This window comes from Rhizobium sp. IY2 (assembly GCF_047532935.1).
In the GTDB taxonomy this organism is placed as follows: Bacteria; Pseudomonadota; Alphaproteobacteria; order Rhizobiales; family Rhizobiaceae; genus Rhizobium; species Rhizobium anhuiense.
This window is the reverse complement of sequence record NZ_JBLKNU010000001.1, coordinates 396,049-418,744: the sequence shown is the minus strand read 5'-3', so window position 1 is coordinate 418,744 and position 22,696 is coordinate 396,049. Positions and strand designations below refer to the sequence as shown.

Annotated in this window: 21 protein-coding genes; 12 read left to right on the top strand and 9 right to left on the bottom strand. The window is 62.0% G+C overall.

Annotated elements, in window-relative coordinates:
* Nucleotides 1-164 precede the first annotated feature (164 nt).
* Together ACMUVN_RS01975 and ACMUVN_RS01970 are read right to left on the bottom strand one after the other, a co-directional pair.
* Nucleotides 165-926, bottom strand: coding sequence for an N-acetylmuramoyl-L-alanine amidase (locus tag ACMUVN_RS01975; protein ID WP_029867954.1), 762 nt, complete (start codon nt 924-926; stop codon nt 165-167).
* A complete protein-coding gene (locus tag ACMUVN_RS01970; protein WP_029867953.1) occupies nt 923-1,630 on the bottom strand; it encodes a J domain-containing protein in 708 nt (235 codons plus the stop codon). Before ACMUVN_RS01970 ends, ACMUVN_RS01975 begins: the two co-directional genes overlap by 4 nt.
* 409 nt (nt 1,631-2,039) lie before the next feature.
* On the opposite strand from ACMUVN_RS01970, the gene ACMUVN_RS01965 reads away from it, so the two are divergent.
* The 3 genes from ACMUVN_RS01965 to ACMUVN_RS01955 all read left to right on the top strand — a co-directional run bounded on the left by ACMUVN_RS01965 (nt 2,040) and on the right by ACMUVN_RS01955 (nt 5,001).
* A complete protein-coding gene (locus ACMUVN_RS01965; RefSeq protein ID WP_029867950.1) occupies nt 2,040-3,251 on the top strand; it encodes a pyrophosphate--fructose-6-phosphate 1-phosphotransferase in 1,212 nt (403 codons plus the stop codon).
* Between the two features lie 57 nt (nt 3,252-3,308).
* Nucleotides 3,309-3,944, top strand: coding sequence for a LysE family translocator (locus ACMUVN_RS01960; protein ID WP_029867949.1), 636 nt, complete (start codon nt 3,309-3,311; stop codon nt 3,942-3,944).
* A gap of 115 nt (nt 3,945-4,059) precedes the next feature.
* The gene (locus ACMUVN_RS01955) at nt 4,060-5,001 is read left to right on the top strand and encodes a transglycosylase SLT domain-containing protein (RefSeq protein ID WP_414814852.1); all 942 of its coding nucleotides are present in this window, start codon (nt 4,060-4,062) and stop codon (nt 4,999-5,001) included.
* Nucleotides 5,002-5,032: 31 nt separating this feature from the next.
* On the opposite strand, the gene ACMUVN_RS01950 is transcribed toward ACMUVN_RS01955, so the two are convergent.
* Complete coding sequence (locus ACMUVN_RS01950; RefSeq protein ID WP_132572600.1) at nt 5,033-6,457, bottom strand: serine hydrolase domain-containing protein; 1,425 nt, start codon at nt 6,455-6,457, stop codon at nt 5,033-5,035.
* A gap of 218 nt (nt 6,458-6,675) precedes the next feature.
* On the opposite strand from ACMUVN_RS01950, the gene ACMUVN_RS01945 reads away from it, so the two are divergent.
* The 5 genes from ACMUVN_RS01945 to ACMUVN_RS01925 all read left to right on the top strand — a co-directional run bounded on the left by ACMUVN_RS01945 (nt 6,676) and on the right by ACMUVN_RS01925 (nt 11,850).
* Nucleotides 6,676-7,920, top strand: a complete 1,245-nt coding sequence (locus tag ACMUVN_RS01945) for a DUF3419 family protein (protein WP_029867946.1) — start codon at nt 6,676-6,678, stop codon at nt 7,918-7,920.
* Entirely contained in the window at nt 7,917-8,588 is a 672-nt protein-coding gene (locus tag ACMUVN_RS01940) for a class I SAM-dependent methyltransferase (protein ID WP_029867945.1), read from the top strand. Before ACMUVN_RS01945 ends, ACMUVN_RS01940 begins: the two co-directional genes overlap by 4 nt.
* A gap of 129 nt (nt 8,589-8,717) precedes the next feature.
* A complete protein-coding gene (locus tag ACMUVN_RS01935) occupies nt 8,718-9,515 on the top strand; it encodes a GH25 family lysozyme (protein WP_047610975.1) in 798 nt (265 codons plus the stop codon).
* An 81-nt stretch (nt 9,516-9,596) separates the two neighbouring features.
* Nucleotides 9,597-10,814: a lytic murein transglycosylase gene (locus ACMUVN_RS01930; protein ID WP_028756316.1), complete on the top strand. Its 1,218-nt coding sequence runs from the start codon at nt 9,597-9,599 to the stop codon at nt 10,812-10,814.
* Nucleotides 10,815-10,944: 130 nt separating this feature from the next.
* Nucleotides 10,945-11,850 carry a DMT family transporter gene (locus ACMUVN_RS01925; protein WP_097630461.1) on the top strand — a complete coding sequence of 302 codons (906 nt, stop codon included), beginning with the start codon at nt 10,945-10,947 and terminating at the stop codon, nt 11,848-11,850.
* Nucleotides 11,851-12,312: 462 nt separating this feature from the next.
* Here ACMUVN_RS01925 and metF read toward each other — a convergent pair whose 3' ends face one another.
* The 4 genes from metF to ACMUVN_RS01905 all read right to left on the bottom strand — a co-directional run bounded on the left by metF (nt 12,313) and on the right by ACMUVN_RS01905 (nt 16,891).
* Entirely contained in the window at nt 12,313-13,215 is a 903-nt protein-coding gene (gene metF / locus ACMUVN_RS01920; protein ID WP_028756318.1) for a methylenetetrahydrofolate reductase [NAD(P)H], read from the bottom strand.
* Nucleotide 13,216: 1 nt separating this feature from the next.
* Nucleotides 13,217-14,242 carry an ArsR/SmtB family transcription factor gene (locus tag ACMUVN_RS01915; RefSeq protein WP_029867944.1) on the bottom strand — a complete coding sequence of 342 codons (1,026 nt, stop codon included), beginning with the start codon at nt 14,240-14,242 and terminating at the stop codon, nt 13,217-13,219.
* 160 nt (nt 14,243-14,402) lie between these two features.
* Nucleotides 14,403-16,052: an energy-dependent translational throttle protein EttA gene (gene ettA, locus ACMUVN_RS01910; RefSeq protein WP_028755828.1), complete on the bottom strand. Its 1,650-nt coding sequence runs from the start codon at nt 16,050-16,052 to the stop codon at nt 14,403-14,405.
* Between the two features lie 98 nt (nt 16,053-16,150).
* Entirely contained in the window at nt 16,151-16,891 is a 741-nt protein-coding gene (locus ACMUVN_RS01905; protein WP_028755827.1) for a ribonuclease T2 family protein, read from the bottom strand.
* A 157-nt stretch (nt 16,892-17,048) separates the two neighbouring features.
* Here ACMUVN_RS01905 and ACMUVN_RS01900 point away from each other — a divergent pair, with 157 nt between their 5' ends.
* Genes ACMUVN_RS01900 through ACMUVN_RS01885 form a run of 4 tightly spaced genes read left to right on the top strand, consistent with a single transcriptional unit; the run spans nt 17,049 to nt 21,859 of the window.
* Nucleotides 17,049-17,978 carry an alpha/beta fold hydrolase gene (locus ACMUVN_RS01900; protein WP_414814851.1) on the top strand — a complete coding sequence of 310 codons (930 nt, stop codon included), beginning with the start codon at nt 17,049-17,051 and terminating at the stop codon, nt 17,976-17,978.
* A gap of 32 nt (nt 17,979-18,010) precedes the next feature.
* A complete protein-coding gene (locus ACMUVN_RS01895; RefSeq protein ID WP_028755825.1) occupies nt 18,011-18,967 on the top strand; it encodes a DMT family transporter in 957 nt (318 codons plus the stop codon).
* 17 nt (nt 18,968-18,984) lie between these two features.
* On the top strand, nt 18,985-20,187 hold the full coding sequence (locus ACMUVN_RS01890; RefSeq protein WP_414814850.1) for a CaiB/BaiF CoA transferase family protein: 1,203 nt from the start codon (nt 18,985-18,987) through the stop codon (nt 20,185-20,187).
* 13 nt (nt 20,188-20,200) lie between these two features.
* On the top strand, nt 20,201-21,859 hold the full coding sequence (locus tag ACMUVN_RS01885; RefSeq protein WP_029867943.1) for a thiamine pyrophosphate-binding protein: 1,659 nt from the start codon (nt 20,201-20,203) through the stop codon (nt 21,857-21,859).
* Between the two features lie 39 nt (nt 21,860-21,898).
* On the opposite strand, the gene ACMUVN_RS01880 is transcribed toward ACMUVN_RS01885, so the two are convergent.
* Both ACMUVN_RS01880 and ACMUVN_RS01875 read right to left on the bottom strand, forming a co-directional pair.
* Nucleotides 21,899-22,243 (bottom strand): RidA family protein, encoded by a 345-nt coding sequence (locus tag ACMUVN_RS01880; protein WP_028755822.1) that lies wholly within the window; start codon nt 22,241-22,243, stop codon nt 21,899-21,901.
* Nucleotides 22,244-22,317: 74 nt separating this feature from the next.
* Nucleotides 22,318-22,656: a TIGR01244 family sulfur transferase gene (locus ACMUVN_RS01875; protein ID WP_047610991.1), complete on the bottom strand. Its 339-nt coding sequence runs from the start codon at nt 22,654-22,656 to the stop codon at nt 22,318-22,320.
* Nucleotides 22,657-22,696: the final 40 nt, after the last annotated feature.

Genomic DNA, 22,696 nt, shown 5'->3' with positions numbered 1-22,696 from the left:
TATCGTTTCATTTGGCGCTCATGGTTACACTTGAAAACAGCCGTGAGCGCTGTTCAGCGGGCGTCCTTAGACCATCGCAATGAGGAGATAATAGGGAAATGATGTGGCGAGGCGGTTTTCTCGCCGGCCGCGAGGAATCCGCTCCTGATATCAGGCTGTTCCGATCAGGAATAACGCGGCAGCGTCGATAGCAGCCGGTGCAGCGTGTCGATCGTCGAGAAATCGGCGATGCCATCCACCCTTTCGGGCCGGAAATGGCGCTGGAAAGCCTCCACGTCGCCCGCCATTTTTTCGGAAAATTCGCCTGTAATTTCAGTGCCGTAACCATAGAGCGACAGCATCGACTGCAGCGCTTCGACAGGCTGGCCGGCATCGCCGCATTGGAAGAACCGCCCACCGGTGATCTTTGCCGGCTCGACCCAGTGCCCGACACCCGCCCGGTGGAGCTCGGCCCAGGGGAATTTCTCGCCCGGATCGACCTTGCGGATCGGGGCGACATCGGAATGCCCAAGCACCCGTTCCGGCGCGATCGACCAACGTTTGACACAGTCGCGACACAATTCAATCACCGCGGCGATCTGCTCTTTTGGATAATCCGGGAGCCCGCCGGGATGGCCGGCATTGGCGATCTCGATGCCGATCGACAGCGAATTGATATCCGTCTCGCCGTGCCAGCTGCTTTTTCCCGCGTGCCAGGCACGCCGTATTTCCGGCACGAGCTGCACCACCTCGCCGTTCTCATGCACGAAATAATGGCTGGAAACCTGGCTCTCGGCGCGACAGAGCCAGTCGAGCGCACCATCTGCCGTCGGCATGCCGGTATAATGCAGCAGGATCATATCCGGACGGCGCCCGTCTGCCCGCTCGCCGTGGTTCGGCGAAGGCTGCACGCGGGCGCTCCTGCAATCGGCCTCGAAAGAGGTCATGCGGCGCGGCGTTCCTTCTCGATCGCCGCATAGGCCGCATTCAGCGCCGCCATGCGTTCATTGGCGATGACATGGAATTCCTTCGGCACGCCGCGCGAGATCAGCCTGTCGGGATGATGTTCGCTGACGAGGCCACGGTAACGGCGGCGGATGGTCGGGAAATCATCCGAAGGCGAGACGCCGAGCACCTTATAGGGATCGCCGCCGGACGAGACGTGGCGGGCGGCGATCTGCTCGAAGCGGGTTTCGCTCATCTGGAAGATCTCGCCGATATGGTGCAGGAAATTCAGTTCCTTCTCGTGGATCAGCCCATCGGCTTTGGCGATGTGGAAGAGGCCGTCGAGCACGTCTTCCAGCACCGGGCAATTGGCCGCACAGGTAACGCAGAGCGTGGAGAGCCGTTCGGCATAGGCTTCGTAGCCGGCGACATCCTGGCGAGCGAGGTTGTAAAGCCTGGCGACGTTCTTGGCCTGATCCTCAGGGAATTCGAAGATTTCGCGGAAGGCTTCGACCTCCTTCTCGCTGACGATGCCGTCGGCCTTGGCCATCTTGGCCGACAGCGCGATGATCGCCACGGAGAAAGCCACCTTACGCCGGGTCTCGGGATCGCCTTCGAAAACCGTACGGATAGCCTCGACCACCGCAGACAACGCATTGCCCGCGGTATTGCCAATGGCATTCAACAGTTTTTCCCAGAAGGACATCGAAAATCTCACAGACTTGTCAACTTATAGCAAACAGCTTGACCAAAGAATCGCAGCCTTTGCAAGGCGACTATTGGTCGTAGGGCCGAACACAGTTTTCACGATTTGGTAATTGTCGCACCGCAGCAAACGATTCACGGCGCCCGCTTTCATCTCGTATGGCAACGGCTGACGATCGCCGGCGCATCGCCCGTGCAGGTGAATCCGGAGTGCGCGACGGAAATTTCCACAACAGTTCCCGACACGCAGATCGGGCTTGAAACGATTATATCATTACTTCCTGCCATCTTCGCGGCCCAACTCGGCATAAAGGCGCATTTTTCGTAAATTCTTTACTTTACAGGCCCCTTTCCCTGCCGCATCCATGCGTTAGCTAACGCCACCGCACCGAAACGCCATAGGAGGGATCATGGCCAAGCAGAAAGTCGCAATGCTGACCGCCGGAGGCCTGGCACCCTGTCTTTCTTCCGCCGTCGGCGGTCTCATCGAACGCTATAGCGACGTCGCGCCCGATCTCGATATCGTCGCCTACAAGTCCGGATACCAGGGCGTGCTCACCGGCGACAGCATCGCGATCACCCGCGAGATGCGCGAAAAGGCGCCGCTGCTGCACCGTTACGGCGGCTCGCCGATCGGCAACAGCCGCGTCAAGCTTACCAATGCCGCCGACTGCGTCAAGCGCGGCCTGGTCAAGGAAGGCGAGAACCCGCTGCGGGTCGCCGCCGAACGCCTTGCCAATGACGGCATCACCATTCTCCACACGATCGGCGGCGACGACACCAACACCACAGCCGCCGACCTTGCCGCCTACCTCGCCGCCAACGGCTACAATCTCACCGTCGTCGGCCTGCCGAAGACGGTCGACAACGACGTCGTCCCGATCCGCCAGTCGCTCGGCGCCTGGACGGCCGCCGAAGTCGGCGCGCATTTCTTCGACAATGTCAGCAACGAGCAGACGGCCGCACCCCGCACCCTCGTCATCCACGAAGTCATGGGCCGCCATTGCGGCTGGCTGACGGCCGCCACCGCCCGCGCCTATCTCCAGCGCACCAGCCGCAACCAGTATGTCGACGGCCTGATGATGGATGCGCATCTGAAGAGCATCGACGCCGTCTACCTGCCTGAGATGGCCTTCGACCTCGACGCCGAGGCCGCCCGCCTGAAGGAAAGCATGGACCGCAACGGCCACGCCACGGTCTTCGTCTCGGAAGGCGCCTGCCTCGACGCCATCGTCGCCGAGCGGGAAGCCGCCGGCGAAACCGTCAAGCGTGACGCCTTCGGCCATGTGAAGATCGACACGATCAATGTCGGCGCCTGGTTCCAGAAGCAGTTCGCCAACCTCCTGAATGCCGAACGTTCCCTTGTGCAGAAATCAGGCTATTTCGCCCGCTCGGCGCCGGCCAACGGCGACGACCTCAGGCTGATCCAGAGCATGGTCGATCTCGCCGTCGAAAGCGCGCTCAATAAAGTCTCCGGCGTCACCGGCCATGACGAAGCGCAGAACGGTAAGTTGCGCACTATAGAATTCCCGCGCATCAAGGGCGGCAAGGCTTTTGACCTGTCGACGGCATGGTTTGCCGAAGTCATGGACAATATAGGTCAGAAATACAAAGAAGCGTGATTGACGGATGGTTAATATGATGTCTTTGCTTGTTCCTGAGGAATAGGAGGAGACACCATGTCATTTGAAGCCTGGCTCGCTTTTGCGGCGGCATCGGCCATCATGCTGGCCATACCGGGGCCGACGATACTGCTCGTCGTTTCTTATGCGCTCGGTCATGGGCGCAGGACGGCGTTTGCGACGGTGAGCGGCGTGGCGCTTGGTGACTTCACCGCGATGACGGCTTCCCTCTTCGGTCTCGGTGCCGTTCTGGCCGCCTCCGCCACCCTCTTCACCGTGTTGAAGTGGATCGGCGGCGCCTACCTGATCTATCTGGGAGTCAAGCTCTGGCGGGCTCCCATCATCGGCGAACCGGTTGCCGACAACGACAATCTGCCGGAGGAAAAGTCGCTCAAGATCTTCCTCCACGCCTATGTCGTCACCGCCCTCAATCCGAAGAGCATCATCTTCTTCGTCGCCTTCGTGCCGCAGTTCCTCAATCCGGCCCTGCCCTTCGTCGGCCAGATGGCGATCATGGAAGCGACCTTCCTCGTGCTGGCGATCCTCAACGCCTCCACCTACGCGTTTCTCGCCCATACCGCGCGCGGACTGATTCGCAAGGCGAGCATCCAGCGCGCCGTAAACCGAACGGGAGGCACCCTGCTGATCGCTGCAGGCGCCGTAACCGCCGGGTATCGCCGTATTGCAGCATAGAAATATTGCGTGGTTGCCGGAATGCCACGAATAGGTTAATGGGGTCACCAGGGCTTAAGGTTTTTGGTAACTTTTATACGCAGCCGGGGCGGCGCGATTTCACGAAAGTGGCGGAATGGTAGCGATCGGATTATCCGGCCTGAAACGCAGTCTTGTCGTTTCCACGATACTCTGCGGTGTGATGACGGGATGCACGAGCGTCGAATACACATCGCAGGCCGAACTGACTGCCGCCCAGACCGTGGTGCCGATGCCGAAACCCGGCGAAGATGAAACACTCGCCGCGATCCCGACAGCCGAAGGTGCTGCCGGTCAGGCGGTTGCCGGCGCCACCATTCCCCAGCCATCCCCCTCCCTGACTGCGACGGCGATGCCAGCCGTAACAGCCTCTCAGTCTACCGACCTCGCCATGCAGGCAGGCATACAGCCTGCAGCCTATGCGCAGATCCCGCTGACGCCCGAGATGACGGCAATCCAGTCCGTCGTGCCGACGCCGCGTCCGGGAACGCCGGCACAGCCGACGACGCAGCTTGCCTTTGCCGCGACACCGCAGAACAGCGCGCTTGCAGCACTTGCCGCCGTCGACACCACGCCGCGTGCCAGCATGGACTACGGTTTCGACGAATCCGGGCCGATCGATCCGCCGACGGCACCCCCGATGTTCAGCGACGACGACAAAGACGACGCGCCGACAGTGGAGAAGAGCTTCGTCACCAAGCTCATCCAGAAATACTCGAAGATCTACGAAATTCCCGAGACGCTGCTCCACCGCATCGTCCATCGCGAGAGCCGCTACAATCCGAAGGCCTACAACAAGCGCGGCTATTTCGGCCTGATGCAGATCAAATACAACACCGCCAAATCAATGGGTTATGACGGCGCCCCGGGCGGGCTCTTCGATGCCGAAACCAACATCAAATATGCCGCCAAATATCTGCGTGGCGCCTGGCTCGTCTCCGACAGCAAGGAAGACGATGCCGTCCGCCTCTATGCGCGCGGCTATTATTACGACGCCAAGCGCAAGGGCATGACCGACATCGCCCAGGGTAATTACTGACATCGAGCATTGCTGAGACGGCGATCGCAGCCTATGGCTGCGGCTGCGCCTGTTGCTGCGACCCAGCCTGCTGTTGTGGCTCCCCCGCTTGCGGCAAGGCCGCCAGGATCTTCTTGAGAAGCACCTGCGGCTGATAGCCGAGCCAGCTCGGCGTCAGGCCGAGCCGGACGACGACCAGATTGGCGGAGGGCACGATCGCCATGCTCTGCCCGTCATGCCCCGTCAACCAAAACGTATCCTCCGGCAGTCCGAACGCCGCGCTTGAGCCGCCAGGAGCGAGCCAGGCCTGGCCCTGCGTATAACGTCCGTTCGAAGCCACCGTCGGAGTGCGCATGGCGCCGACGAACCCTTCCGGCAACAGTCGCCGGTCATTCCACACGCCGTCTTGCAGCAGGAACTGCCCGAAGCGCGCCCAGTCATGCGCCGTCGCATAGAGATAGGAGCTGCCGGCAAACGTGCCGCGCGCATCGAGTTCGAATACCGCACTCGTCATGCCGAGCGGCGAAAACAGCGCGTCGTGCGGATAGGAAAAGCCCGCCTGTGGATTGCCGACCCTGTCCATCCAGATGCGCGACAACAGCACGGCCGTGCCGCTCGAATAGCGGAAGCGCTGGCCGGGCGGCGCCTCCATCGGTGCATTGGCCGGCAGCGACACCATGTCTGGATCGAGATAGAGCATGCGCGTCACATCGGCGACATCGCCATAATCCTCGTTGAAGGCAAGGCCGCTCTCCATGCCGAGCAGGTCGGACACCTTGATCTTGGCGCGCGCATCCTTCTGCCACTGCGCCAGCAGTTCGTCGTCGTCGAAGGAGATTTTGCCGTCGAGCATCAGCCGGCCGAGAATCGCAGCGTTCACCGTCTTCGTCATCGACCAGCCGATCAGCGGAGTCTTCGCCGAGAAACCGGGGCCATAGGCTTCAGCGACGACGCGGCCATTGTGCACCACCACGATCGCCCGCATTGCCGGGCCGGCAATTCCGGGATCGGCAAGCAGTGCGGCAATCTTCCCGTCCGCCGGATTGCCGGTGCCCTCGCCCTCCGGCCACAAGGCGTCGCTCGTCTCCATTTTAACAGGCGCATCGAAGGGCACGGCCTTCGCCGCCGCCTCGAAATCGCCGTCCGGCACGCTCGTACAGCCGAAGGCGCCGCGATAGAGCGCATAACTTGGCGCAAACAGCCCCATGAAGCGCGCCGTCACCCGTTCCTTGTCGTGGTCAACGCTGACGCGTATCAGCCGCAGCAGCGGATTTCCGGGCGCCTGAACGTCGTCATGGAGCACATCCTCGGCGCCGCGACCGGCGATGAAGACGTTGGAGCAGACGATCTTGGCGGCGTAACCGTCACCGACACGCAGCAGTTCCGGCGGCTGAATAAAAAGCCAGCCGGCGGCGACGAAGACGACGAGAACGACAAGGAGAGCAAGCGCCTTCAGGATACGCAGGACAAATCGCATGGCATTCCTCCATGCCGGGAGAGAAGCAGGAATCGCAGGCGCCGAAAAGGGGCCAAAGCCAAGAAGGCCTGTCGTCCCGATCACTTTCCCAGGAGAGCCATCCCGGTCGGTCTTCCGAGCCGGTCGAAGTCTCCGAAGAACGGCGCCCCACAGCCCACGTCATCAAACTGTAGCAGAGGCGCGCTACACGCCCTGAACGCTAAAAAGGTGACAGACTCATGTCAGAATTTGCACCGGATGCCGGCTTCCGCAAGAACCGGAAACTCAAGGACGCCCTTCTCCGCCACAAGGCTTTTTCGAAGGACGGCTTTTCCGAACGTCTCTTCGGTCTTCTCTTCTCCGGCCTCGTCTACCCGCAGATCTGGGAGGATCCGGATCTCGACATGCAGGCGATGGAGCTGAAGCCCAACCATCGCATCGTCACCATCGGCTCCGGCGGCTGCAACATGCTCGCCTATCTCTCCAAGGCGCCGGCCTCGATCGACGTCGTCGACCTCAACCCGCACCATATCGCTCTGAACCGCCTGAAGCTTGCGGCCTTCAAACATCTTCCCGGCCACGCCGATCTCGTCCGCTTCCTGGCCATGCCGAACGAGAAGTCGAACAGCCGCGCCTATGACCAGCATCTCGCTGCCCGCCTCGATGAGGCGACCCGCAGCTACTGGAACGGCCGCAAATTCGGCCGTCGCCGCGTCACCGTCTTCGACCGCAACATCTACGAAACCGGCCTGCTCGGCCGCTTCATCGGCGCGGCCCATCTTCTTGCCCGCCTGCACGGCGTCAAGCTGCGCGAGATGACCAAGACCCGCTCGATCCGCGAGCAGCGCCAGTTCTTCGACGAGCAGATCGCGCCGCTGTTCGAAAAGCCGGTCGTGCGCTGGATTACCGGCCGCAAGAGCTCGCTCTTCGGCCTCGGCATTCCGCCGCAGCAATATGACGAACTCGCAAGCCTTGCCGCCGATCATTCGATCGCGCCGGTGCTGAAGCACCGCCTGGAAAAGCTCGCCTGTCATTTCCCGATGAGCGACAACTATTTCGCCTGGCAGGCCTTCGGCCGCCGCTACGGCACCGAAGAGGAAGGCCCGCTGCCGACCTATCTGAAGTCGGAGCACTATCAGGTGATCCGCGCCAATGTCGACCGCGTCAACGTCCACCACGCAAGCTTCACCGAGTTGCTCGCCCGCGAACCGGCCGCCTCGCGCGACCGCTATATCCTGCTCGACGCGCAGGACTGGATGACGGACGAGCAGTTGAACGACGTCTGGCGGGAGATCACTCGCACGGCGCGCGAAGGCGCCCGCGTGATCTTCCGCACCGCCGCTGAAAAAAGCATCATCGAAGGCCGCCTGGCGCCGATGATCCGCGACCAGTGGGATTATTTCGAGGAGAAGTCGCGTGAGTTGACGGCGCTCGATCGCTCGGCAATCTATGGTGGCTTCCACATTTACGGGAAGAAGGCGTGAGCAAGGTCGGCACTGAGACGGCAGCAAAGAGCGACGAACATGCCGGCCTGATGGATGGCATGTACCGCTATCAGCGCCATATCTACGACCTCACCCGCAAATATTACCTTCTCGGCCGCGACAGCACGATCCGCAAGCTCGACGTGCCGGAGGGCGGCACGCTGCTCGAAGTCGGCTGCGGCACCGGACGCAACATGGCCTTCGCCCATCGGCATTTCCCGACCGCCAAGCTGTTCGGCCTCGACATTTCTCAGGAAATGCTGATTTCGGCGCGCAAGACCTTCGCCACCAAGGCGACGATCCCGGACTTCCGCGTCGCCGACGCCACGGCGTTCACGCCGCGCGAATTCGGTGTCAGCGGCTTCGACCGCATCCTGATTTCCTATGCCCTGTCGATGATCCCCGACTGGGAGCGCGCCGTCGATGCAGCAATCGCCGCACTCAATCCCGGCGGCCAGTTGCACATCGTCGATTTCGGCCAGCAGGAAGGCCTGCCGGGCTGGTTCCGGCGCATGCTGCAGGCCTGGCTTGCGAAATTCCACGTCACTCCGCGGCCCGATTTGCGCGAGGTCCTGGAAGCGCAAGCCCATGAAAACAACGCGACATTGCTGTTCGATACCGTTGGCGGCGGTTATGCCTGGCGGGCGGCCATTATCAGCAAGCGCTGATAATTCGCTTGAAACTAACCGATTTTTTACGTTGATATGGTGAAAAGAGGGTTATTCCTCTGCCGACTCGTCTTTTTCGAAGGTCAGGCTGTGGGGCAAAGAGATCATTCGAGTTACGACGGGACGCCCATGCGCCGGCTTTTGTTTTGCGTTTTGCCCCTGGCTATCATGCTGGCCGGCTGCACCTCTTCCGGTTACGACTATCTCGAAACGGCTTCGATCAAGCCGAAGACGCGTTTCAAGGACACCGATCCGCAGGATTTCGGCCCGAAGCATCCGCAGCAGAACCAGATCCACGGCATCGACATCTCCAAATGGCAGGGCGATATCGATTGGGGCACGGTCAAGAATTCCGGCGTCGCCTTCGCCTTCATCAAGGCGACCGAAGGCAAGGACAGGGTCGATCCGCGCTTCGACGAATATTGGCGTGAGGCCCGCGCCGCCGGCATCCCGCACGCTCCCTATCATTTCTATTATTTCTGCTCTTCGGCCGATCAGCAGGCAGACTGGTTCATCCGCAACGTGCCGAAGGAGGCCATGCGCCTGCCGCCGGTGCTCGACGTCGAATGGAACGCCGAATCGAAGACCTGCCGCTACCGTCCCGATCCGGAAACCGTACGCGCCGAAATGCAGCGTTTCATGGACCGGCTGGAGGCCTATTACGGCAAGCGCCCGATCATCTACACCTCGGTCGATTTCCACCGCGACAATCTCGCCGGCTACTTCCAGGATTATCATTTCTGGGTCCGTTCGGTGGCAAAACACCCTGAGGTGACCTATACAGACCGCCGCTGGGCCTTCTGGCAATATACCTCTACCGGCGTTATCCCCGGCATCAGCGGTCCCACAGATATCAATGTCTTTGCCGGCAGCGCAAAGAACTGGAACAACTGGGTCGCGGCCGTTTCCAAGGATAGAAATTCTTAGTAACGTCCTGCGATGTTTCTTGCTTCCGTCACATTCATCTGTGAAAGCGACGGCAATATTTTTGATATAAGGACCGTATCCATGCACCGCTCGCTCGCAAGCCGCTCTGCACTCGCCCTTCTGTTTGCCCTCGCCCTCGCAGGCGGCGCGGCGGCCCAGCAGGCCACGGACGCAGCCCCGGCAGCGCCCTGCGGCGGCGATCTCTCCGCCTTCCTCGAAGGTGTCAAGAAAGATGCGGTCGCAGCCGGCGCCAGCGCGGCGGCCGCCGACGAGGCTTTTGCCGGCGCCGAGATCGACCCCAAGGTGCTGAGCCGGGATCGCGCCCAGGGCGTCTTCAAGCAGACCTTCCTCGAATTCTCCCAGCGCACCGTCAGCCAGGGCCGCCTCGACATCGGCCGCCAGAAGATGAAGCAATATGCCGACGTCTTTGCCCGCGCCGAGCAGGAATTCGGCGTTCCCCCGGGCGTCATCACCGCTTTCTGGGCGATGGAGACCGATTTCGGCGCCGTCCAAGGCGATTTCAACACCCGCAACGCCCTGGTGACGCTGGCGCATGACTGCCGCCGCCCGGAACTCTTTCGCCCGCAGCTGATCGCCCTGGTCGAGATGGTTCAACACGGCGACCTCGACCCCGCCACCAATACCGGCGCTTGGGCCGGCGAGATCGGCCAGGTGCAGATGCTGCCGCGCGACATCATCGCTTATGGCATGGACGGCGATGGTGACGGCCATATCCGCCTGAAGCAGAGCAGTCCGGACGCCATTCTGACGGCGGCCAAATTCATCCAGCATCTCGGCTTCGAGCGCGGCCAGCCCTGGCTGCAGGAAGTGACCCTGCCCGATAACCTGCCCTGGGAGAAATCCGGCCTCGGCGGCACGATGAAAGCGGGAGAATGGTTTGCGTTGGGCGTCAAGCCGCGTGACGGCAATACCGCCTTCGGCAACCTCGAAGGCGACCTCGTCCTGCCGCAGGGCCGCATGGGGCCGGCCTTCATCGCCTATCCGAATTTCAAAATCTATCTCGAATGGAACAAGTCGTTTATCTACACGACGTCTGCCGCCTATTTCGGCACGCGTCTTTCCGGCGCCGAGCCCTATCTCAAGGGCGTGCCGGAACAGGGGCTCGCCAGCGACCAGATGAAGGCGCTGCAGACCAAGCTGCAGTCGCTCGGCCATGATGTCGGCGAGATCGACGGCATCCTCGGCTCCGGCACGCGTGTCGCGATCCAGAAGGAACAGCAGCGCCTCGGCATGCCGGCCGACGGCTGGGCGACGCCTGCCCTTCTCAACGCCCTCTGATCCCCGCTGACACCTTGCCGCCCGTTTCGCAAGAAACGGGTGGCGCGATCCGCCTGCTGCGCTAAAGCTTCACGCCGAAAACCGGTGCCGGTTTTCGGCGAAACGAACGGCTTGCGGTGGAGGAACCGGCGTGGACAGCAGAATGAATGCCTGGACCTGGGGCCTGCTGGTCCTGCTCGGCCTGATCTGGGGCGCCTCCTTTTTCTTCGCCCGCATCGCCGTCCAGCACGTGCCGCCGCTGACCCTCGTCTTCCTCAGGCTGCTGCTGGCAGCGCTGGCGCTGCATGTCTATGTCGCCGGCCGTTTCGACCTCTATGCGATCCTGAAGGCCCGATGGCGCGAGTTCCTGATCCTCGGGCTCATCAACAATGCTCTGCCGCACGCGCTGATCTTCTTCGGCCAGACCCGCATCGGCGCCGGCCTTGCGGCGATCCTGAATGCGACGACGCCGATCTGGACCGTGCTCATCGCCAACCACTTCACCTCGGACGAGAAACTGTCCCCGGCAAAGATCGTCGGCTGCCTCGTCGGCCTCCTCGGCACGATCGTGCTGATCGGCCCCGGCATCTCGGCTGGTGGCGAAGCGCCGCTCTGGGCGCTGATGCTTCCCGTGCTTGCCGCCATCTCCTATGGCTTCGCCGCCACCTATGGCAAACGCTTCAGGGATGTTCCAGCCCCTGTCACCGCAGCCGGCCAGTTGACCGCGTCCTCGCTGATTGCACTGCCGCTGTCGCTGCTCACCGATCGCCCCTGGGCGCTGGCCGCACCGCCGCTTGAAGCGCTGCTTGCCATCCTGGCGCTGGCGCTGTTGTCGACCGCCTTCGGCTATATCCTCTATTTCCGGATCATGGCGGCGGCCGGCGCCACCAACGCCTCGCTTGTCACCCTGTTGGTGCCGCCGAGCGCCATCTTGCTCGGCGTGCTTTTCCTTGGCGAAAGGCTTGAAGTTGGCGAATTTGCCGGTATGGCGCTGATCGGTTTCGGCCTCGTCATTCTCGACGGCCGCGCCTATCGCCTGCTGCTGAGAACCGCCTGAACCGGTTGCGAATTCCGCATGTTTTCAACCGGTTGCCGGTACGCCATGTTTTGGGCGCATAAGTAAATCCGAAATCGCCTGATTTAACGGCATGTTAAAATCTGTGAACAAAAATTCATCGAAAATTATCGATTTATTTCAGAGGCTTACCGAAACTGCATTCGACTTATCCACTGATCCCTTCTGCAGCGCAGCATAAAATCCGCTTTCCAACCGACATATTTCAGACATATTATTGGCCGGTTAACGCGAGGAGACAGACATGGGACTCACGCAATCCTTGAATGTTCTGTTGGTCAGTGCAGCGTTTGCTTTCGTTTTGTCCATGCTCTTCATCTGAGCCGGCCGACGAAAGCGTAACGACTGATAGTGCCTAAACTCCCCAGTAGCTGATCAATCCGCCAACGAAAAAGCGCATGTCCCGCCCGACATGCGCTTTTACTTTTGAACATCCCGAAAGGATCAGGCGGCTGCGCCCGCACTTTTTGTTTCCCGGCGCGACACGCCGAGATTGTCGAGCACGGCGGAAACCAGCGGCGCACGGTTCATCGTATAGAGATGGAAATCATGGATGCCACGCCGGACGAGATCCTCGATCTGCTCGGCAGCGACATCGGCTGCCACCTTCGCCCGCTCCTCGGGCTTGTCGTCAAAGCCGGCGAAGCGCTCGTCGAGAAAGGCGGGGATGATCGTGCCGCAGGCCCCGGCAAAACGCTTCAACTGCGTCAGGTTCTGGATCGGCATGATGCCGGGCACAACAGGGATCGAGATGCCGGCGCCGCGCACCCGCTCCAGGTAACGCTCGAAATTGTCGTTGTCGAAGAAGAACTGCGTCAGCGCCCGGTTGGCGCCATTGTCGGCCTTGCGCTTCAGCATGTCGATATCGGCGGCCGTATCGCGGCTTTCCGGGTGTTTTTCCGGATAGGCGGAGACCGAAATCTCGAAATCGCCGATTTCCCTCAGGCCGGCGACCAGCTCCGCCGCATTGGCGTAACCGCCGGGATGCGGCTGGTAGGGCGCGCCGGCGCCGCCGGGCGCATCGCCGCGCAGCGCCACAAAATGCGTCACGCCGACTTTGCGGAAGGTGTCGACCACCTGATGCGTCTCCTCCTTCGTCGCGCCGACGCAGGTGAGATGAGAGGCGGTGGCAAACGGCGTCTGCGACAGGAAACGCGTGACGGTCGAAAGCGTCGGCGCCTTGGTGGTGCCGCCGGCGCCATAGGTCACCGACACGAAATCCGCGTCCCAATCCTGCAACTGGCTGACGGTATGCCAGAGCTGCCCTTCCATCTCTTCCGATTTCGGCGGGAAGAATTCGAACGAGATCCTGATGTTGCGGCCGCGTGCTTCGTTTTTCAAAGCCATGTCATACCCTCCCGGCAAATGTAGGTTCGGCGCCTTCGTTCGTCTGCGAAGCCATGAGACGCCTCGGATCGCGCGCGAGCCAGACGGTGACCGTCAAGCCCTGCCCGCTTTGCTGACCCGGATGAAGATCGACGGCCTGCTCGACGTCGAGCCCGGCCTTGCGCAGCCAGTCGGACATCGTCTGGTGCGAAAAGCCGAGACGGACATGCGCATGCTCGTCGCGGAGATATTCGAGCGTGTGCGGCGCCAGGTCGATGACCACCAGCCGGCCGCCCGGCCGAAGCATGCGCGCCGCTTCCGCGATGGCAATTTCCGGCTGATCGAAGAAATGCAGCACCTGGTGAATCGTCACCAGGTCGAAATCCTGCCCCTCGAACGGCAGGTTCAGGATATCGGCATGGCGCACGGTGGCCTTGGTGATGCGGGACTTGTCGAGATTGGCGCGCGCCACGCTCAGCATGTCGCGGCTGGCATCGACACCGATGGCGCGGCGGTAAAGCCCGGACAGCAGTTCGAGGATGCGGCCGGTGCCGGTGCCGAGATCGAGCAGCGAATCGATCGGCTGGTTGCCGAGCAGCCGGATGACGGCGGCGTCGACTTCCTCATCGGCGGCATGCAGGCGGCGAAGCTCGTCCCATTCGGCCGCGTTGCGACTGAAATAGGCCTGCGCCCGCTCGGCCCGCTGGCGCTTGACCTGCGACAGCCGCTCGCCGTCGCGAAGGATGGTCGGATCGTTCTCGGAGACATGCTTCAGCAGCGCCCGCACCAGCAAGGCCGCCTTGCCGTCCTGCTTGAGACGGAAATAGGCCCAGGCACCCTCCTGGTATCGTTCGATCAGTTCGGCCTCGCCGAGCAGCTTCAGGTGACGGGAGATGCGCGGTTGGGATTGGCCGAGAATTTCGGTAAGATCGGTCACCGTCAGATCGCCAGCGTCAAGAAGCGCCAGAAGACGCAGGCGCGTGGGTTCGCCGGCCGCCTTCAAGACATCCACCAGCGCATCCAGTCCAAGCTTCAGGGGTTCGCTCATCTTCGATCCAATCAAGATATAAAGATATCTTTATGTGATTTGAAATGCCGTGGCAAGCGACAATTCGCACTCTCCGCGAAATTGCCTGCTCAAATTGCGACAGAGATCGACATGAAAAAGCCCCGGCCGAACCGGGGCTTTCGCAAGGAAAAAAGATGGATCAGCGCGTCAGGCGCTTATGGGCCTGGCTGCCCGGGTTGAGGGCATCGGGACCAAGGCGGCGCACCTTGTCCTGTTCATAATCTTCGAAGTTGCCTTCGAACCATTCGACATGGCCATCGCCTTCGAAAGCGAGAATATGCGTCGCCAGACGGTCGAGGAACATGCGATCGTGGCTGATGATGATGGCGCAGCCGGCGAAATTCTCCAGCGCGTTTTCCAACGCACCCAGCGTTTCGGTATCGAGGTCGTTGGTCGGTTCGTCGAGCAGCAGAACGTTGCCGCCGGCCTTCAGCATCTTGGCGAGGTGAACGCGGTTGCGCTGACCACCGGAGAGATTGCCGACCTTCTGCTGCTGATCGCCACCCTTGAAGTTGAACGCGCCGCAATAGGCGCGGGAGTTCATGTCGAACTTGCCGAGCTTGATGATTTCGGCGCCACCGGAGATTTCCTCCCAGACCGTCTTGTCGGCCGCGAGCGCGTCGCGGCTCTGGTCGACATAGCCGAGATGCACGGTCTCGCCGATGCGGATCGAGCCGCCATCCGGCTTTTCCTGGCCGGTGATCATCCTGAACAGCGTCGTCTTGCCGGCGCCGTTCGGGCCGATGATGCCGACGATGCCGCCCGGCGGCAGCTTGATCGACAGGTCATTGATCAGCGTCCGGCCCTCGAAGCCCTTGGTGATGCCTTCCATCTCGATGACCACCTGGCCGAGGCGCTCGCTGACCGGGATGATGATCTGTGCATCGCCGGGACGCTGTTTTTCGGCGGCATCCACCAGCTGCTCGTAGGACTTGATACGCGCCTTGGACTTGGCCTGGCGGGCCTTCGGGCTGGAAGCGATCCATTCCTGCTCGCGGCTGATCGCCTTCTGGCGCGATGCTTCTTCGCGATTTTCCTGCAGCATGCGCTTAGCTTTCGCCTGCAGATAGGCCGAGTAGTTGCCTTCGTAGGGAATGCCGCGGCCACGGTCGAGTTCGAGGATCCAGCCGGTGACGTTGTCCAGGAAGTAGCGATCGTGGGTAATCATCATCACGGCGCCCGGATAGTCGCGCAGATGCTTTTCCAGCCAGGCGATGGTTTCGGCGTCGAGATGGTTGGTCGGTTCGTCGAGCAGCAGCAGATCCGGCTGCGACAGCAGCAGGCGGCAGAGCGCGACGCGGCGGCGCTCACCACCGGAAAGGCTGGTGACATCGGAATCGCGCGGCGGGCAGCGCAGCGCTTCCATCGCCATTTCGACCTGGCTTTCCAGGTCCCAGAGGTTCTGGCTGTCGATGACGTCCTGAAGCTTGGCGCCCTCTTCCGCCGTCTCGTCGGAATAGTTCATCATCAATTCATTGTAGCGATCCACGATCGCCGTCTTCGAGGCAACGCCCTCCATGACGTTCTCGAACACCGTCTTGTTGGGATCGAGGTGCGGCTCCTGCTCGAGGTAGCCGACCGTCGCACCTTCGGCGAGCCAGGCTTCGCCGGTATACTCCTTGTCCTGGCCCGCGATGATGCGCAACACGGTGGATTTACCCGCGCCGTTCGGTCCGAGGATACCGATCTTGGCATCGGGGTAGAAAGAAAGATGGATGTTCTCCAGGATCTTCTTGTTGCCATAGGCCTTGTTGAGGCCGGACATATGATAGATGAACTGACGTGCCATACTGCGCTGCTCCGGGCGGGAAACTTCGATTGTGCCGCTATGTAGGCGAAACAGCGCCTGCGGGCAACGCCGAAACCCGGTTTACTCCGGATTTCCGGTCAAAAGCCCGCAGCGTCGACCACACCTTCGTCGCAGCCGAACGAGGTTTTTCCCGCGCCCTGGATCAGATCGGCAAGCCCGGCACTTTTCGCCGATGCCGCCCCGGCGGCTTCCGAAAGCCCGATCGTCAGCTCGCTGATCATCCTGATGTTGCCGGCCCGCCGGCAGCTCATCTTGACGCGGTCGCCGGCGCCAGGCCCGAAGCTCTTGTCGAAAGCCGCCTTGATCGCGTCGGCCTTGACAGGCTTGCCGATATTGGCGGCGAAGAGCTCGCGCACCGCCGAGGCATTGAGCGCGCCGACCAGATGCACGCCGACGCCGAAATAGTCGTCCGCGCTCATTTTCGTGCAGGTGCCGTGCTTCGTCCATTCATGCCGTTCCAGGCCGGATTGCGTGCCGGGCATCGCTTTTGCCAGCGCCGTCTTCGTCTCGGCCGAAAGCACGACCTCCGGCAATGTGTTCCAGTTGCCATCCTTATCGGCGGCCTTCTGGTCGGCGCTGACGCCGCAATAATCCTGGCGCATCGGCCAGAGCCCGTGCAACGAGAAGTTCGTCGCGTCATGGCGTTCCACGGCCTGGGTCGCGCATTCGGCCTTTTTCTGGTTCGTCTGGCAGAAGGCGGGCTGCCAGCTCGCCGCCAGAATGAAACGGGTGCGCCCACCGCCCTCCTGGGCCGTAGCGGCGCCGGAAACAACCATCGACAAGGCAAACGCCAGGGTACGCAATTGCATGCTGCTCATTTCAACCCCCAAAAGAACAATACGGGAACAAATAAGCACGAAGCTCAAACGGGCGCAACCCTGAATCGCAGCAACGTCGTATTTTGTTATCGGATAAACCAAACCCCCATGTTGCTTTTATCAGGCAATCTGGTCTGTTGCCGCAGGGAGGATCCATATGTTTGCTGAAACGCAGAAGCTCGCCGTAGTGGGGGCGTCGCTGGCTTATCACCATGCTGAAGCTACTGGTCCGGCCCGCGGCATCCTGTTGATATCGCATGGCCTCGCCGAACATTCGAAACGCTATCGCGCCTTTGCCGAGACGATGGCGGCGCGCCGCTATCATGTCTATGCCCATGATCACCGCGGCCACGGCGAAACGACGGCGCCCGATGCGCCGATCGGCCGCTTCGCCCGACGAGGTGGCGTCGAAAGGGTGATCGGCGACCTCATCGCCATGCGCGGCCATGCGGCCTCCCGCCATCCCGGCCTGCCGATCATCCTCTTCGGCCATTCGATGGGCGGCCTCATCGCCCTCAATGCAGCCGTCACCGCTCCGGCCGACTTCGACGCCGTCGCCGTCTGGAATTCGAATTTCGCCGTCGGCCTCGCCGGCCGCGCCGCCCAGGCGATCCTGCTGGCCGAGCGCATGCTGAAGGGCTCCGACGTGCCGAGCGGCCTGCTGCCGAAGCTCACCTTCGGCGCCTGGGGCAAATCCATTCCCGGCCGCCGCACCGAGTTCGACTGGCTGTCGCACAGACCCGATGAAGTCGACAAATATGTCGCCGATCCGCTTTGCGGCTTCGACGCCTCGGTCTCTCTCTGGCTCGATCTCTTCGAGCTGACCTTCCGCGGACCGCAGAAAATCCATCTCGACCGGCTGCCGCGCGATATGCCGGTTCATCTGGTCGGCGGCGGAAAAGACCCGGCGACGGAGCGGGGAAAAGCCGTGCTCTGGCTGTCAAACCATTTGAAAGGCCTGGGCTTCTCCCGTATCAGCACTCAGATATATCAGGACTTGCGACACGAGACGCTGAATGAGATCGGCGCGGATGCGGCGATCGCAGCTTTCGCCGACTGGTGCGACGAGGTGGTCGCAAGATCCTGAGCGACCAATATGCTGAGTACGGGGATTTCATCATGAGCAGCACCTCCGCCCGCCCCGTTTCGTCCGCCTCCGACGTGACGACGGGGCTTGCGCTGATGGTTCTTTCGGTGATGGTCTCGCCGCTCATCGATATCTTCGCCAAGCTTGCCATCACCACCGTGCCATCCGGGGAGATCACCGCCGGCCGTTTCGTCGTCCAGGCGCTCTGCATGCTGCCGCTTGTGATATGGCGGCGCAGCTTCGCCGATTTCTCCTGGCGCCAGAGCCTCTTCCATGCCATCCGCGGCGCGATCATCACCATCTCGATGATCTCCTTCGTCACCACGCTGAAATATATGGCGGTCGCCGACGCGATCGCGATCTTCTTCGTCGAGCCGATCATGGTGACGATCCTCGGCGGCATCTTCCTGAAGGAGACGATTGGCTGGCGACGTTATACCGCCTGCGGCGTCGGCTTCTTCGGGGCGATGCTGATCATTCAGCCAAGTTTCGAAGAGGTCGGCTACATCGCGCTTCTGCCTGTCGTCAGCGCGCTCTGCATCGCCATCTTCGTACTGATGACCCGCGCCCTCTCGCGCAGGGAAGACCCCTGGTCGATGCAGTTCCAGATGAGCATCTGGGGCCTGCTCTTCTGTGTCCTCCTGCTTTTCCTCGGTCAGGGAACCGGTTCCGACCTCTTCGATCCCGTCATGCCGGAAGGCCGCGCCTGGTTCTATGTCGCCGGCGTCGGCGCCATGGCCGCAATCACCGGCATCGTCGGCGTCTACGCCTATCGCGCAGCACCGGCCTCGACGCTGGCGCCGCTGCAATATTTCGAGATCGTCTCGGCGACGATCTTCGCCTGGCTGGTCTTCGGCGACTTTCCGGATGCCGTCAAATGGCTCGGCATTGCCATCATCGTGGCATCGGGCATCTACATCCTCTGGCGCGAGCGCCGCTTTGCTTCAAAGCCTGTATCCGATACATCTGAGGTGACGATGGCGCCGTAGACATTGCCGGGAGGAACATGACAGAGACCGTGACGAAGAAGCCGCCGCTTGCCGGAATCCGGGTGATCGAGCTTGCCCGCGTGCTCGCCGGCCCTTGGGCGGGACAGATGCTCGCCGATCTCGGCGCCGACGTTATCAAGGTCGAAAATCCCGAGGGCGGCGACGACACGCGCCAATGGGGGCCGCCCTTCGTCGAGGGCGCCGATGGCGAGAACCTCTCGGCCGCCTATTACCACGCCGCCAATCGCGGCAAGCGCTCCGTCACCGCCGACCTGAAAAGCCCCGAAGGCCAGGATCTCGTCCGCCGCCTCGTTTCCACCGCCGATGTGTTGATCGAGAATTTCAAGCTCGGCGGCCTCGTCAAATACGGGCTCGATTACGACAGCCTGCGCAAGATCAACCCGAAGCTCGTCTATTGTTCGATCACCGGCTTCGGCCAGACCGGCCCCTATGCCAGCCTCGCCGGCTATGACTACATCGTCCAGGGCATGTCGGGCTTCATGTCGATCACCGGCGAACCGGGCGGCCAGCCGATGAAGGCGGGTGTCGCCATCGCCGATATCTTCACCGGCATCTATGCCGTCTCGGCAATCGAAGCCGCCCTGATCCATGCCCTCAAATCGGGCGAAGGCCAGTTGATCGACATGGCCCTGCTCGATGTGCAATCGGCCGTGCTCGCCAATCAGAACATGAATTACCTCGTCTCCGGCGCCGCACCGACCCGCCTTGGCAATGCCCATCCCAATATCTCGCCCTATGAGGTCGTGCCGACGGCGGACGGTTATCTCATCCTCGCGGTCGGCAATGACGGCCAGTTCCGTCGCCTCTGCACCCTCCTCGGCCTGGAGACCGTGGCCTGCGGCGAGCGTTTCGCCACCAACAAGGCTCGGGTCGGCAATCGCGGCGAGGTGCGCCGCCTCATCTCCACCGAAACGCTGAAATGGCAGAAGGCGGATCTCTTGAAGGCCTGCGAGGAGAATGCCGTTCCATCAGGCGCAATCAACACGATCGAGGAAATGTTCGCCGATCCGCAGGTGCAGGCCCGCGGCCTGCGCATCGATCTTGCGGACGCCGCCGGCACCGTGATCCCCGGAGTGAGGACGCCTGTCGTGCTGTCGGAGACGCCGCTGCGTTATGACAGGCCGAGCCCGCGCCTCGGCGAACACCAGGCGGAAATTCTGGCGGAACTCGCTGAGCGTGATGGGGAGAGATCATCATGAAGAAGGCATTGTCATGAAGAAGACCGGCGGAGAACTGATCGTCGAGGCGCTGAAGGCGAATGGCGTCAAGCGGCTTTCCTGCGTTCCCGGCGAGAGCTTCCTCGCCGTTCTCGATGCGCTGCGTGACAGCGATATCGACGTTCTCGTCTGCCGCCAGGAGGGGGGCGCGGCGATGATGGCGGATTGCTGGGGCAGGCTGACCGGCGAACCCGGCATCTGCATGGTGACTCGCGGCCCCGGCGCCACCAACGCTTCCGCCGGCCTGCACATCGCCAAGCAGGACTCGATCCCGATGATCTTGTTCATCGGCCAGGTGCAGCGGGAAGCACGCGAGCGCGAGGCCTTCCAGGAGGTCGAGTTCCGCCGCGCCTTCACCGAATTCGCCAAGTGGGTGGGCGAGATCGACGATGCCGCCCGTATTCCCGAATTCGTCACCCGCGCCTTTGCGGTCGCCACCTCCGGCCGTCCCGGCCCAGTCGTGCTGACGCTGCCGGAAGACATGCTGCGCGACGAGGTCGAGGCACCCCGCGCCAGGCACTATGCCAATGTCGAGGCCCATCCCGGCCGCCGGCAGATCGACGATTTCTATATAAGGCTGCTGAAGGCCGAGCGGCCGATGGTGATCCTTGGCGGCACGCGCTGGGATGCCGATGCCGTCGCCGATTTTCAGAGCTTCGCCGAGCGTTTCCAGCTCCCCGTCGGCTGCTCCTTCCGCCGGCAGATGCTGTTCGATCACCTCCATCCCTCTTATGCCGGCGATGTCGGCATCGGCATCAATCCGGCATTGGCAAAGGAGATTAAGGAGAGCGACCTGCTGATCCTCCTCGGCGGCCGCATGTCGGAAATGCCGTCCTCGTCCTATACGCTGATCGATATCCCCTACCCCCAGCAATCGCTGGTGCACATCCATCCCGACGCTTCCGAGCTTGGCCGCATCTACCGCCCGGATCTTGCCATCTGCGCCGCGCCGGCCGATTTCGTCGCAGCACTCGCCGACCTGGAAGCGCCCGCCGAACCGCACTGGACCGAGCGCACCGCGCGCCTGCACCAGGCCTATCTCACCTGGTCGACCCCGCCGGCGACCGGGCCAGGTGCCGTCCACATGGGGCCGATCATGGAATGGCTGGAGGCCAATACGAAGCCGGAGACGATTTTCACCAATGGTGCGGGCAACTACGCCACCTGGGTGCATCGCTTCCATCGTTTCCGGCGCTTCAACACTCAAGCCGCCCCCACCTCCGGCTCGATGGGGTACGGCCTGCCGGCCGCCGTTGCCGCCAAGCGTCTCTTTCCCGAGCGCGAGGTCATCTGCTTTGCCGGCGACGGCTGCTTCCTGATGCACGGCCAGGAATTCGCCACCGCCATCCGCCACGATCTGCCGATCATCGCGGTGGTCGTCAACAACGGCATCTACGGCACCATCCGCATGCACCAGGAGCGTGAATATCCGGGTCGTGTCAGCAGCACCGATCTGACCAATCCCGACTTCGCAGCCCTTGCCCGCGCCTATGGCGGCCATGGCGAGACGGTGGAAAGGACGGACGAATTCGCCCCGGCCTTCGAGCGGGCGCGCGCCAGCGGCAAACCCTCGATCATCGAAGTCAAGCTCGATCCTGAGGCGATCACGCCGACGCGTACGCTCTCGGAAATCGCGCAAACAAAAAGCCGGTGAGAAAACTCACCGGCCTTGAAGGATAGGGACGCTGCGACTTCAGTCGATGGCCGCCGTGACGATGAACTCGACCTTGTATTTCGGCGCAGCGAGCTTGGCTTCGCTGGTGGCGCGGGCCGGCGGATTGGCAGGATCGATCCAGCCTTCCCAGACGGCGTTCATCTCGGCGAAATCGGCGATGTCGGCAAGGTAGATGATCGTCTGCAGGATTTTCGACTTGTTGCTGCCTGATGCAGCCAGCAGGCGGTCGACTTCGGCAAGCGAGGACTTGCACTGATCGGTGACGCTTTCGCCCTCGCCGACCTGGCCCGCGAGATAGACCGTGTTGCCGTGAATGACGGCGCCGCTCATGCGCGCGCCGACGTCGATACGCTTAATGCTCATCATAGTCTCCTGAGTGAATGGAAGGTGGCGGCGCTGAAGGTCAGCGCCGGAAAATCTGCGCCCGGGAATGGGGCTCAGTTACGGATATGGTGGGTCTTCTGGTAAATCGCCGTCGAGCGTGCGCCGGAACGGCAATAGCCCAACATCGGCCGCGGGAATTCGTCGAGCGCGTCGACCATGCCCTGCACGGCTTCTTCGGTCACGCCCATCGGCCCGACAGGCACATGGGCGATCTCGAGGCCGATCTCCTTGGCGCGCGCCTCGATGACGGAAAACGACGTCTGGTCGGGACTTTCGTGGTCGGGACGGTGGCAGACGATCGATTTGAACCCCAGCGCCTTGATCTCGTCGAGTTCCTCGAGCGTGATCTGGCCCGAAACCGAATATTCATCGTCGATCTGGCGAATATCCATCGTCTTGTCTCCTCAAAAATCGTGGGGTGAAGGTCTACGA